Source organism: Alkalihalobacillus bogoriensis ATCC BAA-922, assembly GCF_000621445.1.
Lineage (GTDB): Bacteria > Bacillota > Bacilli > Bacillales > Bacillaceae_F > Bacillus_AO > Bacillus_AO bogoriense.
In genome coordinates this window covers 22548-36506 of the sequence record NZ_KK211281.1, presented here as the reverse complement: position 1 = coordinate 36506, position 13959 = coordinate 22548, and the positions used below count along the sequence as shown (strand labels likewise).

Genomic DNA, 13959 nt, shown 5'->3' with positions numbered 1-13959 from the left:
AGTAGACTATGCGTCGAGACAACTCGTCGCTTTTTCAAAGTTGCTTTGCTCGTCTCTACCAACTGAGCTAATGGCTCTTGCTTTGATGAAGCTTACTAAATGTTGTGTCTCTTGACGACAAAATTTATAATATCATGTGTGATTTCGAAATGCAAGTCCTTTTTGAAAAAAATAAAACTGTTTTTGAAGAGTTTTTTATAAGACTCTTTGAGACCTCAAGTCGAAGTGAGTAAACTAGAGCCCAATGGACGATCTGTGATGAGTTTAGTATGGCGTATCGGACACCTGTTCCGTTAACTAATGAAAAACACGCCTTATTCTTTTCTTATCGGACATCTGTTCCGCTATTTGCTCAAAACCGCAGTAAAACTTTTGCTTTTTACTGCTTTAACGGAACAGATGTCCGATAGCATGAAAAAAACGGGTTATATTGCACCAATAGCGAACCAGATGTCCGTTAGAATTTTACGACCCTCCCCAAAACCCACACATAACTTCCCAAAAAACAAAAAAAGCCGTTGAAGCAACGGCCTTTTCAATATTAAGCAAACACGCCACGAATTTGATTCGTTTGATTTCTGTCTGGTCCAACTGAGAAAATTGACAAGGGAATGCCTGTTAACTGTGATACTCTTTCAATATAGTGACGCGCATTTTCAGGAAGTTCACTAAGTGATTTCACGCCAGTAATATCTTCTTCCCAACCTGGTAGCTCTTCATACACAGGCTCACATTGAGCAAGAATTTTTAATGATGCCGGGAACTCTTCGATAATTTCGCCGTTATATTTATAAGCTGTACAAATTTTTAATGTTTTAATTCCTGTTAATACATCAATGGAGTTTAACGATAAATCTGTAATCCCGCTCACTCTTCTTGCATGGCGAACAACGACACTGTCAAACCAACCAACACGACGAGGACGACCAGTAGTCGTACCATACTCATTTCCTACTTCACGGATTTGATCGCCAATTTCATCTTTAAGTTCTGTAGGAAACGGTCCGTCTCCTACGCGAGTTGTATATGCTTTGGAAACACCGACAACATGATTGATTTTAGAAGGTCCTACACCTGAACCAATTGTAACTCCACCTGCAATTGGGTTTGATGATGTAACAAATGGGTATGTACCTTGGTCAATATCAAGCATGACACCTTGTGCACCTTCAAATAAAACACGTCTTCCTTCATCAAGTGCATCGTTTAACACAACAGATGTATCACACACATATTGAGCAACTTGTTGACCGTATTCGAAATACTCTTCTAAAATTTCTTCTTTTGTAAAGCCATCAACTTCATAATATTTTTCAAAAAGACGGTTTTTCTCTTCTAGATTTCGAACTAATTTCTCCTCGAACACTTCTCTATCTAATAAATCAGCAATACGAATCCCATTACGAGCGGCTTTGTCCATGTAAGCTGGGCCAATTCCTTTTTTCGTTGTACCAATTTTATTGACGCCTTTACGTTCTTCTTCGACAATATCTTGTTTTAAGTGGTATGGTAAAATGACATGCGCACGATTGCTAATACGAAGATTACTCGTATCGACATTACGGTCATGTAAATATTTAAGCTCTTCGACAAGTGCTTTCGGGTCAATGACCATTCCATTTCCAATAACACAAATTTTCTCTTTATAAAATATCCCTGAAGGTATTAAATGCAATTTATATTTTTGTCCACCAAAAACAATGGTGTGACCTGCATTATTTCCACCTTGGTATCGAGCAACTACTTCTGCTTTTTCTGACAAGTAGTCTGTAATCTTTCCTTTTCCTTCGTCTCCCCATTGAGTACCAACAACGACAACTGATGACATCCTTGTGCACCTCCACAAATTACCGTTACACTTTATGTTGTGTAACAATCTTTTTTTATATTCAAAGACCATTGATAGTTTAACAATTTATAGGGATGAAGTCAATAAAACACGAACATTTAACACATTCTGTTTTTAATTTGTTCGTATAAGACAAGAAAAAGCCCTCCTCTCATGAGGAAAACTTTTTCAACTAAACCCTATTAACACTTACTCATTATGCACCAGGAGGCATATCACTTTCGGCATGTCGACGATCTAAATTTACGAATTTATTATATTCTTTTACAAAAGCAAGCTCTACCGTTCCAACAGGACCATTACGCTGCTTTGCTATAATAATTTCAATGATGTTTTGATTTTCTGTTTCTTTATCATAATAATCATCACGATATAAAAACGCGACAATATCAGCATCCTGCTCAATACTCCCCGATTCACGAATATCACTCATCATCGGTCTCTTATCTTGTCTTGATTCAACACCACGTGAAAGCTGGGAAAGAGCAATAACGGGAACTTCTAATTCCCTCGCAATCGCTTTTAATGTCCTTGATATTTCAGACACTTCCTGTTGGCGATTCTCTCCCCCTCGACCATTTCCCTGAATTAATTGCAAATAATCGATTAAAATCATCCCAAGTCCTTTTTCCTGCTTTAAACGACGACATTTTGCACGGATGTCGTTTACTTTAACACCAGGAGTATCATCAATATAGATTCCTGCTCTTGATAAACTCCCCATCGCCATCGTAAGCTTCTGCCAGTCCTCTGGTATTAGTTGTCCTGTTCTCATTCGTTGTGCATCAATATTGCCCTCTGCACAAAGCATACGTTGTACAAGTTGTCCGGCTGACATCTCAAGCGAGAAAATAGCGACATTTTCACTTGTCTTTGTCGCCACATTTTGGGCGATGTTCAACGCAAATGCTGTTTTACCAACAGAAGGACGGGCCGCGACAATGATTAAATCATTTCGTTGAAATCCTGCTGTCATTCGGTCTAATTCTGAGAACCCTGTTTCAATTCCAGTAATATCTCCCGTTTGATTTTGGAGCATTTCAATCCGGTCATACGCTTCAACTAACACATCTTTTATCGAAATAAAAGCACTTGTATTTTTTCGTTGGGCAACGTCAAGAATCGTCTTTTCTGCATCATTTAAAATCGCATCTACTTCATCTTCACTCGTATACCCATCAGCTGCTATATTTGTAGCGACTCGAATTAAACGGCGAAGAACGGATTTCTCTTCAACAATTTGACAGTAATAGTCAATATTAGCGGCAGTTGGCACGGCGTTTGCTAAATCTGTTAAATATGAAACTCCACCAACATCATCTAACCATTTACGGTCTTGCAATTCTGAAGTGACTGTAATTAAATCAACAGGTTCGCCTTTTTGTGCTAAGTCTAACATGACTTCATATAACCGTTGATGTGCAGCACGATAGAAATCATCGGGTAAAAGCCGTTCTGTCGCTGTGATTAAGGCATGTTCTTCTAAAAAAACAGCTCCTAACACAGCTTGTTCTGCTTCAATATTTTGCGGTGGTGTGCGATCAGCAAACAATTCACTCACAGTGCGTTCCCCTTTCTTCCTTTTCTACTCTATCAAGAGTAACACGTTTTTCAATGTTCATCCTTCGGTTTGTTTCCCCTCTGTATCCAAACTTTACATTTTTAAAAACCTTGAAAGGAGTTTTGCTCCTCTCAAGGTATGTTTGTTTGCCATTATTTTTCTTCTACAATATGAACCTTCACTGTTGCTACTACTTCAGGGTGGATTTTAATTGGGACATTTGTATAGCCTAATGCTCGAATTGGCTCATCTAATAATATTTTTCGTTTGTCTACTTTCTTTTTCATTTTCGCTAATGTTTCAGCGATTTGTTTCGTGGAAACTGCACCAAATAGTCTTCCACCTTCGCCTGCTTTTGCTTTAATTTCCACTGTAATACTTTCGAGATCTTCTTTGTACTTTTGTGCTTTCTTTAATTCCTCGTCGGCTTTTTTTTGTTCACTTTTCTTTTGTGCTTCAAGGTTTTTTACATTGCCTGTGGATGCTTCAACTGCCAAATTATTAGGTAAAAGATAATTTCTCGCATATCCTTCTGCTACGTTTTTCACTTCACCTTTTTTTCCTTTGCCTTTCACATCTTCTAAAAAAATGACTCTCATCTTAACTTCCCCCTTTAAAATAATCATCAAGTACCACTGTCAGCTGATGTGCAGCTTCTTCAATAGTATACTCTTCGAATTGAGCTGCGGCATTTGTTAAATGTCCCCCACCATTAAGCTGTTCCATGATGACTTGTACGTTTACATCTCCTAATGAACGTGCACTAATGCTCGTTAGTCCATCTTGTCTTTTTGAAATGACAAACGAGGCAACAACTCCATCCATCGTTAATAATGTATCTGCTGCTTGAGCGATTAAAACTTGATTATAAAACTCGTCATCTTTTCCTTTAGCAATAGCAATCCCTTTATCAGAAATCGATGCACTTTCCACAAGTTGTGCCCGCTGAATATACTGATTTAAGTCTTCCTTTAATAATCGTTGAACGAGTGTTGTATCCGCCCCGTTTCGACGTAAAAAGGAGGCTGCATCAAACGTTCTTGAACCTGTACGAATCGCAAAACTTTTCGTATCAACAATTATTCCAGCTAATAGTGCAGTTGCTTCTAGAATATCCATCTTTAATTTTTTCGGTTGATATTCTAATAGTTCCGTGACGAGTTCCGCTGTTGAAGAAGCATACGGCTCCATATAAACAAGAACAGGATCAGCGATAAATTCTTCTCCGCGACGGTGATGATCAAGTACAACAACACGATCAACTTTATGAAGTAGTTTTTCTTCAATCACTAAGGACGGACGATGGGTATCGACAACGATGAGCAGTGTACGCTCACTCACCAAGTCTAATGCTTCAGATGGAGTAATAAACTGCGACCATAAATGATCATGTTGTTCAATTTCTTCCATTAATTTTTGAACATCGGAGTGGATATCTTCACGGTCTAACACAACATAGCCATCTTTCCCGTTGACTTCAGCAATTTTTAATACACCAATGGCTGCACCAATTGCATCCATATCCGGATGCTTATGCCCCATAACTACGACATTATCACTTTCTACAACGAAATCACGTAACGCATGTGAAATCACTCTCGCTCTTACTCGAGTTCTTTTTTCAACGGCATTTGACTTTCCACCGTAAAAACGAACTTTCCCATTTTTCTCTTTAATGGCCACTTGATCACCACCACGTCCAAGGGCCAAATCTAAGCTTGATTGTGCCAAAGTACCAATTTCTCGAATTGATGCTTCTCCAAATCCAACTCCGATACTTAATGTAATGGGAATTCTTTCTTTTCCTGTCGCTTCTCTTACTTCATCTAATATTTCAAAACGGTTTTTTTCTACTTCAGCTAATGATTTATAATTTAAGACAGCGACAAAGCGATCAGATGCCATGCGGCGAATGAAAATATCATAATCATTTGCCCATTTATTTAAAGATGATGTTACTTGGCTTATCAACTTGCTTAATACTTGATCGTCCATTCCTTGTGTGACTTCATCATAATTATCTAAAAATATAAGAGCAATTACCGTCTGTTCTTCTTTATATAATTCTTTTGTTTCTTCTCTTTCTGTTACATCGAAAAAATAAAGTAATCGTTCATCCCGCTTAATTTCTAAATGATAATATCGTGCATATAACTCTATCAGCACACCATCTTTTCCACTTTCAAGGGCTGGGACGATATCCTCTGACAATTGCATCAATGTTTTCCCCATAAATACTTCTGATAGTAAATCGTTCATATAAGGGTTCACCCATTGAATCGAATAATCAGAGTTATAAAGCAGGATTCCGACTGGCATTTGTGTAACTGCTTCTTCTCCTGCTTTATTCACACGATACGATAATGTCGAGATGTATTCTTCTAAATCAGATTCAAATGATATTTTAGCTTGGACTGTATAAATAGCCAATACACCTAACAAGAAAAATCCGACTAGTCCGAATTCCCATCGATATAACGTTAAGATCCCTATAAAAATAATCGCAATGGTAAATAAGGAAACAACGTGATACCCATGCCACCGTTTCAACAAGAACTTTGGCATATTGTCAACTCCTACTTTGTTTAATTAGGTCGGACACTATGCCTGTTACCGAACCTTATTGACAAATTTTATGTTTCTTTTTCATTTGAGATTTTTTTCCTTAAATCAAAACCTAAATCAATTATACCTAATATCCGAACAAGATAAAGTAATGGTGGCAAAATAAATCCTAATATAAGGATAATATTCGGAATAAACATCTTATATTTTTTCGTGTGACAATAATAATAGAGGAACGAGAAGCCTTGTATGGTCATAACCCATGAAAGGATAATCATTAAATTTGTCACTATAAGAAACATTGTTGAACCACGTTCAAAGTCAACTAACCCTAATAAAAGGACAATTAAGTAATACCACACAAATACTTTTGGAAACTGCCACTTTCGGAAAGGGGGAAAAGATTCAACTTGTAACCTCATTCGTTTTCCGATCGCAATCGTTAAAAATTGTACAATAAATGCCATAACGACACCCGTTCCAATTATAGCAGTCGTAATCAAGTATTGAAGTAATTCAACTGATTCATTAATTTGTGTTAATTGTTGGTCTGTTAATTCTTGCCCAGTTAATTGTGAGATTTGTTCGACCATACCAATCGATTGTTGTGTTGCTTCTTCAAATGCTTGCCCTAGATGGACATCTAGAAAGGCAATACTTATGATAAAACCTAATAACAAAGTGGCTATCGTCGCTAAGCTTCCACCTAACAAGACGATAAAGGGACTTTTTTTGTTTTTATATAAAGCACCAATAACAATACCAAGACTGGCAAATAACAAGACAGTTGGAATTCCCATTAAACTAAAAATCATGATCGAAAGCAGTAATGTCACAACCCCTAAAAGAATACCTGCCTTTACCCCTCGTCGCAACACATAAATCGCATATGGAATGGGAACAAACCATAACACAATAACTCCGATAAAAGGAACAAATAAACCTAGTAATAACAACAGTATGATTAAAGCAGCAAGAATCGCTCCTTCAGTTAATGTTTGTGTTTTTTTCACGCCTTCACCTCTCTATGATGATGACTATTTTTATTAGTATGTATCATTTTTTACTTATCTATTTTAGCGTACTTTAAGGAAAAATTAAAGGAACGTCCCTTTTTCATGAAATAAAGGATCTTTTGTTCTTTTACCAAATCTCTGGAAAAATAAAAAGCTGCCGATGCTTTATCGACAGCCTAATATTTTTTGTAATTCATTAGTTAACTTCATTCACATACGGCAATAAAGCGATTTGACGAGCGCGCTTAATTGCAGTAGTTAATTGACGTTGGTATTTTGCAGAAGTACCAGTTACACGACGAGGAAGAATTTTTCCACGTTCAGAAATGAACTTTTTAAGTAAATCTGTATCTTTATAATCGATTTTCGTAATTTTGTTTACTGTGAAGTAACAAACTTTACGACGTTTCGGTCCACGTCCTCTACGAGCCATTGTTACCCCTCCTTTACATTAAAATTTTTATCGTAATTTCATTGTATAAGGGATAGGTTGTTGCCTAAAATGGCAAATCATCATCAGAAATATCAATCGTTTGACCGTCATTTGCAAATGGGTCTTCATTCAATCGTGACTGATTGCGATTTTGGTTCTGATTTTGATTTTGATTTTGTTGACCGTATCCACCTTGGCCAGAAGGACTTTGTCCTCCACCGCCATAAAAATTAGAATCTTGTCCTCCACCACTGGCATTACGTGGCTCTAAAAATTGAACGCTTTCTGCAACAACTTCTGTGATGTAGACACGCTTACCTTCATTATTTTCATAATTCCGAGTTTGCACACGACCATCAACACCTGCCAAGCTACCTTTTTTCAAGAAGTTGGCTACATTTTCAGCCGGTTTACGCCACACGACACAATTGATAAAGTCTGCTTCACGTTCTCCTTGCTGGTTTGTAAACGTCCGGTTCACAGCAAGAGTAAAATTAGCAATCGCCACACCATTTGGTGTATACCGTAATTCAGGGTCTTTCGTTAAACGGCCGACAAGAATGACACGGTTCATCATCTTCAAAAAACCTCCCAAATATCATTCCACTTAGTTTTCGTCTTTTACAATCAATACACGAATAACGTTTTCATTGATTTTGATTAAACGATTGAATTCAGCAATCGCTTCAGGGCTAGCTTTTACATTTAACTTTACATAGAAACCTTCACGATTCTTTTCGATTTCATAAGCTAAACGACGCTTACCCATTTCTTCAACCTTCTCTAGCTCAGCACCATTGTTTGTTAGAACACCATTATATCTTTCAATGATCTCTTTGTTTGCTGCTTCTTCTAGGTTAGGCGCAATGATATACATAATTTCGTAGTTACGCACTATACGTCACCTCCTTTTGGACTAGCGGCCCCATATATGGAGCAAGGAGCAAAAATAAATGTTAGATTTTTACTCGCACTGCGTTATTATAACAGAACATGCCTTCGTATTCAAGCGAACATTGAAATTTATTATACATTAAAACGGAAATGCATGACATCTCCATCTTCTACAACATACTCTTTTCCTTCAAGTCTCACTTTTCCTTTTTCTTTTGCTGCACTCATCGAACCAGCCTCAACTAAATCTTCATAAGCAACCACTTCCGCACGGATGAATCCTCTTTCAAAATCGGTATGGATAACACCTGCTGCTTGCGGTGCTTTTGTCCCTTGCCGAATCGTCCATGCGCGTACTTCTTGTACACCTGCTGTAAAGTACGTTCGCAAACCTAATAAATGATAAGCTGCTCGAATAAGTTGATCTAAACCTGATTCTTGAATGCCTAGCTCTTCTAGAAACATTGCTTTTTCTTCGCCTTCTAATTCAGCTATTTCAGACTCTATCTTTGCACAGACTACAATCACTTCAGAGTTTTCTTTTGCTGCAAATTCTTTTACTGTTTGTACAAATTCATTATCACCTTCATTAAGTAAGTCCTCTTCACTTACGTTAGCCACATATAAAACAGGTTTCATAGTAAGTAAATGCATGCCATGAACGATTTTCTTTTGTTCGTCGGTTAATTCTACACTTCTTGCTGGCATTTCATTTTCAAATGCTTCTCGTAGTTTTACAAGAATTTCATGCTCTGCCACAGCTTCTTTATCTTTTTGTTTTGCCATTTTTCCAACACGGTCAATTCGCTTTTCCACCGATTCTAAATCAGCAAGAATTAATTCTAAATTAATCACTTCAATATCATGTAATGGATTCACCTTTCCAGCAACATGTGTAATATTTTCGTCGTCAAAACAACGAACAACATGAGAGATGGCATCTACTTGACGAATATGAGATAAAAATTTATTCCCTAACCCTTCCCCTTTACTTGCTCCTTCTACAATTCCAGCAATGTCCGTAAATTCAAACGCTGTCGGTACAGTCTTCTTCGGAGAAACAAGTTCTGTTAACTTTTGCAGACGGTAATCAGGTACCTCTACGATTCCAACATTCGGATCTATCGTACAAAATGGATAGTTCGCTGATTCTGCCCCTGCTTGTGTAATTGCATTAAATAAAGTTGATTTCCCAACATTCGGTAATCCAACAATTCCAGTTGTTAGTGCCATAACATAGTCACGTCCTTTTTATACTCTCTTCCAAATCAAGCTGGAAGTTATCAATTCATATTCATACCTTTTCCAATTATAGTGATAGTTGTACAAAAAAACAAGACAATGCTAGAGGATAATACCTTTCACATTCTCTTGTTCTAAAAGCCCATCAATATCGGATTAGGCTCGCTCTACTATTTTTTTTATCTTCCGTGCAAATTCCTTTCGCGGCAACATGACACTATGCTCGCATCCGAGACATTTAATTCGAATATCCATTCCCATTCTAATAATTTTCCAACGGTTTTCTCCACAAGGGTGAGGTTTTTTCATCTCCACAACATCATGTAATGCAAATTCCTTCTCAGCCACCGTCATCTTCCCTTCTGTCGGTTATAGCTTCATCCATTTTTTTCTATTATACATGAAACGCTAGACAAGGAAAAATGCTAACCCTTGGTTTTTATCCTTTTTTTACATTTTTATTTAATATCGGATATAACAAAATTGAAGCAAATACATATAAGTTTAATACACCGTAAAGTGGATACAATACACTTATTAAATTTGAAAATCCAAACGTCGTTAGTGGAACCATTAAAAGAAGTAAAAGAAAGGCCAATAACCAAGGAGACACGTTCAAGTACTCTTTAAATCTAGAAATTAACCCAAAAAGACCTGAAGCAGCTGTCGTATAAATAGCAACCCATAATAAGCCTGACATTAAAATAACCATATAATATGGATAATGCTTTAATATTGCAAACAATGGGATTTCATATAACATGATTTCTCCTGCAACTTGTAATAGAGATTCATTATACAGAAATGAGATACTTCCTAATATAACTCCACTTCCTATACTTGCAATGTAAATCTCACCTTTTTGTTTAATTTCACCTCCAACAGCTGATAAAACAGCAACTAAAGGTAAAATATTTAAAGCCGTAAACGTTAATGCCGCTGGCCAATTCCCTTGTTCATTTAATTTAAATTCAATTGGAAAGCCTTGTAAATATTGAAAAGCAATTAATATTGAGAGAAGGCAGATAATAAGAATGGGAATGACAAATGCATTCATTGATGTCATACCTTGAATTCCCCATATAAACAACAAAATCAATAGTCCACAAATAATCGCCACTCCACCCCAATACGGCAAGTGGATGACTTCAAGAGTCGCTCCTCCCCCAGCTAACATGATAACAGTCGTTGAAAATAAATAAAGAACAATCATCATATCATACAGCTTTGTAATTCTTTTCCCCATTAGTTCTTGTAGAATCGGAATATAATGGCTTGACCGTTTTTCAAAACTCATCGTCATAATAACGGTACAGCAAACAATAAAGAGGATTGAAAACAAGAAAATTGCTAGTCCACTTTCACTGCCAAAAAATTGCCACAGTTCACGTCCTGAGGCATACCCTGCTCCAATCATTGTTCCGATTATAAGAAACATCCATTTCAGTCCTCGAGTTACCATCACTCTCTTCCTCTCTGCTTTGTTTTATTTCTTTTACGTATAGAAAGGAAATAATATCCGTATACTGTTACTAATATTGCAAAGGAGAGGGAGATATGATTCTAAATCGAAATTTGTTTCAAAAAAAAGATACACCGTTTCGTGTTCATATGGAAGATTCGCAAGCTGTTCACCTAATTAGTGAACAACTCATCTCTATTTTTCCACCGATCATCAATCGAGACTTAATTATTGTTTGTATCGGGACCGATCGTTCCACTGGGGATTCGTTAGGACCATTAATTGGGTCTAAACTAGAAGAACAACGTCTTTCTGCCTTTCATGTGTACGGTACACTAGAAAACCCTGTCCATGCTATGAATTTAGAAGATACTCTTAAATTGATAGAAGAAAAACATCGTCGCCCATTTATTATAGGAATCGATGCTTGTTTAGGGCGAATGAATAGTGTCGGCAAAATCACTGTTGCGCAAGGTCCTATTAAACCAGGAGCTGCTGTTAATAAAAATTTGCCTGAAGTTGGTGACGTTCACGTAACAGGAATCGTAAATATTGGTGGAATGATGGAGTATTTTGTTTTACAAAATACAAGACTACACACCGTTATGAAAATGGCAACGATTATTGCCGAAAGTTTACGGGATGTAGATAAAATGATGACTCAAAAAGTGACAACTAGGCCTCGTTTCTTTCCATCGTTAAAGACAAATCTATTTAAAACCGAAAAAAAAGAACCTCAACTTTAAGGTTCTCTATTATAACTCTTCCAGGTCATATTTATGACGAAGTAGAAATACCCGAATAAGAAAAATCCGGGAGCTGTCTTTTCGTTTCAAGTGAGGTGCGGAGCCTTCGCTCTTCTAAAATAAGCTTCAAGTCTTCACTACTATACAAAAATTTATGCTTTCTTATATATATAGAAGCAACAAAGGGGATGACAAATCATCCTCTTTATTTATATCAATTAATTACAACTTAGCACCTTTTCTTTTACGTGCTTAACTGGCACTAAAAAAAGAAAAAGCCATCAAAATAGACTGCCAATAATAAACAATCATAACTAAAATTGCAACTATAATAATGCTAGGTAATAGATTTGCAACTCTAATTTTCGTTATACCAAGTAGATTTAATCCAATCGCCAAAATCATTAACCCACCTGTTGCTGTCATTTCGACAATAAACATATCCATTAAACCTTGTGCGATATATTTATCAATTTGAGTAGCAAATAACGCGATAATTCCTTGATACAAGAGGACTGGAACTGCTGAAAAGATGACACCAATTCCTAAAGTAGAAGTAAATATGATAGCAGAGAATCCGTCAAGCATTGCTTTTGTATACAGAACAGAGTGATCACCACGTAAACCACTATCCAAAGCTCCAAGAATCGCCATTGCGCCAACAACATAAATTAATGTCGTTGTTACAAACGCTTTTGCAATTTGACCATCACCTTTTCCACCTACTTTTGATTCTAACCAACTACCAAGTTGATTTAAGCGGTCTTCAAGCTTCCACTTCTCCCCAAGAAGGCCTCCAACAACTAAGCTCCCAATGACAATAACATATTGCTCACTTTTCAAACCCATTCCGATTCCTAATACTATGACAGCTAAACCAATAGCTTGCATAATTGTTGTTTTCACATGATCAGGAATGTTTTTTACAATTGTACCTAAAAGTGCACCCAACATAATAGCTAGTGCGTTTACTAGAGTCCCCAATAACACCATGTTTTGTTCCCCCACTACTTTTCAATTCATTCTTTGTTACATATAACTTTTTATTTCTAGTAATGCTTCAATCAGTCGATCAATCTCATCTTTCGTATTATACGGGCCAAAACTAACACGGACCGTTCCAGTTTCCGTTGTCCCAAGCACTTCATGTGTAAGCGGAGAACATTGTAATCCTGCTCGAACTGCAATCTTATAATGTTGATCTAAAATCATCGCAATTTCATGGCCATCTACATGTTCGACAGAAAAAGAAATGACACCAAGGCGTTTAATTTCTTTAGAAGGACCATAAACTGTTATGCCATCTATTTTATTTAGTTTTTCTAAGCAATAGGACGTAAGCTCCCATTCATGAGAAAAAATCGAATCAATTCCTATGTTAAGAACTTCATCAATACCTGCTGACAAACCAGCAATACCCGGGGTATTTAATGTTCCACTTTCATACTGATAAGGACGTTCTTCCGGTTGAAAAGGCTGTTCTGAATGGCTCCCCGTACCCCCATAAACGAGTGGTTGCAAAGTCATTTCTGTTCCAATCACTAATATACCTGTTCCTTGTGGACCTAATAACCCTTTATGCCCAGGAAAAGCAAGAATATCAATATGATGTTGTTTCATGTCAAGAGGTAGAACTCCCGCTGTTTGAGAAGCATCTACAATATATGTAATGGCATATGGCTGAAGCAGCTTTCCGATATGTTCAACAGGTGTAATCGCACCTGTAACATTGGATCCATGACTAACAATAACCGCTACCGTTTTGTCAGTTAGCTCTTGTTCAATATCCTCTCGATAAATTAAACCATCCTTTCTGGGATGAACATATGTGACTCCTATCTTTTTTTCTTTTTTCATATATTCTAATGGTCTTCGAACAGAATTATGCTCTACCATCGTTGAAATAACATGGTCCCCTTCTTTTAAAGGTAAACCTTGAATCGCCTGGTTTAAAGCATATGTTGCATTTGAAAAAAAGATGATATCATTTGGGTGATTGGCTCCAAACATCACTGCTAGTTTTTTCCGTGTCTGATAAATGATATCGTTGGCTTGCACTGCAAGAGTATGCCCACCTCTCCCAGGGTTGGCTCCATATTCATTAATTGCTTTTGTCATTGCTTCTGCTACAGTAGTTGGTTTTGGAAATGACGACGCTGCTTGGTCAAAATAAATATAGGTCATAGAAACT

14 protein-coding genes are annotated in these 13959 nt (G+C 37.0%); 1 reads left to right on the top strand and 13 read right to left on the bottom strand.

All coding sequences use genetic code 11. From position 1 onward, the window contains the following. Window positions 1-541: 541 nt before the first annotated feature. From T323_RS0123935 to T323_RS0123885, 11 genes are all read right to left on the bottom strand, one after another. The gene (locus T323_RS0123935) at window positions 542-1828 is read right to left on the bottom strand and encodes an adenylosuccinate synthase (RefSeq protein ID WP_026675538.1); all 1287 of its coding nucleotides are present in this window, start codon (window positions 1826-1828) and stop codon (window positions 542-544) included. Window positions 1829-2045: 217 nt separating this feature from the next. Further along, the gene (gene dnaB / locus T323_RS0123930) at window positions 2046-3410 is read right to left on the bottom strand and encodes a replicative DNA helicase (protein WP_026675537.1); all 1365 of its coding nucleotides are present in this window, start codon (window positions 3408-3410) and stop codon (window positions 2046-2048) included. Between the two features lie 152 nt (window positions 3411-3562). Continuing rightward, window positions 3563-4009 carry a 50S ribosomal protein L9 gene (rplI, locus tag T323_RS0123925; RefSeq protein ID WP_026675536.1) on the bottom strand — a complete coding sequence of 149 codons (447 nt, stop codon included), beginning with the start codon at window positions 4007-4009 and terminating at the stop codon, window positions 3563-3565. Between the two features lies 1 nt (window position 4010). Beyond that, entirely contained in the window at window positions 4011-5975 is a 1965-nt protein-coding gene (locus T323_RS0123920; protein ID WP_026675535.1) for a DHH family phosphoesterase, read from the bottom strand. A gap of 68 nt (window positions 5976-6043) precedes the next feature. Next, window positions 6044-6988 carry a YybS family protein gene (locus T323_RS0123915; protein WP_026675534.1) on the bottom strand — a complete coding sequence of 315 codons (945 nt, stop codon included), beginning with the start codon at window positions 6986-6988 and terminating at the stop codon, window positions 6044-6046. A 199-nt stretch (window positions 6989-7187) separates the two neighbouring features. Next, entirely contained in the window at window positions 7188-7424 is a 237-nt protein-coding gene (gene rpsR / locus T323_RS0123910; protein ID WP_026675533.1) for a 30S ribosomal protein S18, read from the bottom strand. A gap of 64 nt (window positions 7425-7488) precedes the next feature. After that, window positions 7489-8001, bottom strand: a complete 513-nt coding sequence (gene ssb, locus T323_RS0123905; RefSeq protein ID WP_026675532.1) for a single-stranded DNA-binding protein — start codon at window positions 7999-8001, stop codon at window positions 7489-7491. 30 nt (window positions 8002-8031) lie between these two features. After that, entirely contained in the window at window positions 8032-8319 is a 288-nt protein-coding gene (gene rpsF / locus T323_RS0123900; RefSeq protein ID WP_026675531.1) for a 30S ribosomal protein S6, read from the bottom strand. Window positions 8320-8450: 131 nt separating this feature from the next. Next, window positions 8451-9551: a redox-regulated ATPase YchF gene (gene ychF, locus T323_RS0123895; RefSeq protein ID WP_026675530.1), complete on the bottom strand. Its 1101-nt coding sequence runs from the start codon at window positions 9549-9551 to the stop codon at window positions 8451-8453. 165 nt (window positions 9552-9716) lie between these two features. Beyond that, the gene (locus tag T323_RS0123890; RefSeq protein ID WP_026675529.1) at window positions 9717-9908 is read right to left on the bottom strand and encodes a DUF951 domain-containing protein; all 192 of its coding nucleotides are present in this window, start codon (window positions 9906-9908) and stop codon (window positions 9717-9719) included. A 91-nt stretch (window positions 9909-9999) separates the two neighbouring features. Further along, window positions 10000-11022 carry a YkvI family membrane protein gene (locus T323_RS0123885; protein WP_026675528.1) on the bottom strand — a complete coding sequence of 341 codons (1023 nt, stop codon included), beginning with the start codon at window positions 11020-11022 and terminating at the stop codon, window positions 10000-10002. Between the two features lie 95 nt (window positions 11023-11117). Here T323_RS0123885 and yyaC point away from each other — a divergent pair, with 95 nt between their 5' ends. Further along, the gene (gene yyaC, locus T323_RS0123880; RefSeq protein WP_026675527.1) at window positions 11118-11768 is read left to right on the top strand and encodes a spore protease YyaC; all 651 of its coding nucleotides are present in this window, start codon (window positions 11118-11120) and stop codon (window positions 11766-11768) included. Window positions 11769-12020: 252 nt separating this feature from the next. Here the strand turns inward: yyaC and T323_RS0123875 are convergent, their stop codons facing one another. Together T323_RS0123875 and T323_RS0123870 are read right to left on the bottom strand one after the other, a co-directional pair. Beyond that, on the bottom strand, window positions 12021-12761 hold the full coding sequence (locus T323_RS0123875) for a DUF554 domain-containing protein (protein ID WP_026675526.1): 741 nt from the start codon (window positions 12759-12761) through the stop codon (window positions 12021-12023). A gap of 36 nt (window positions 12762-12797) precedes the next feature. Then, complete coding sequence (locus T323_RS0123870; RefSeq protein WP_026675525.1) at window positions 12798-13952, bottom strand: aminotransferase class V-fold PLP-dependent enzyme; 1155 nt, start codon at window positions 13950-13952, stop codon at window positions 12798-12800. Window positions 13953-13959: the final 7 nt, after the last annotated feature.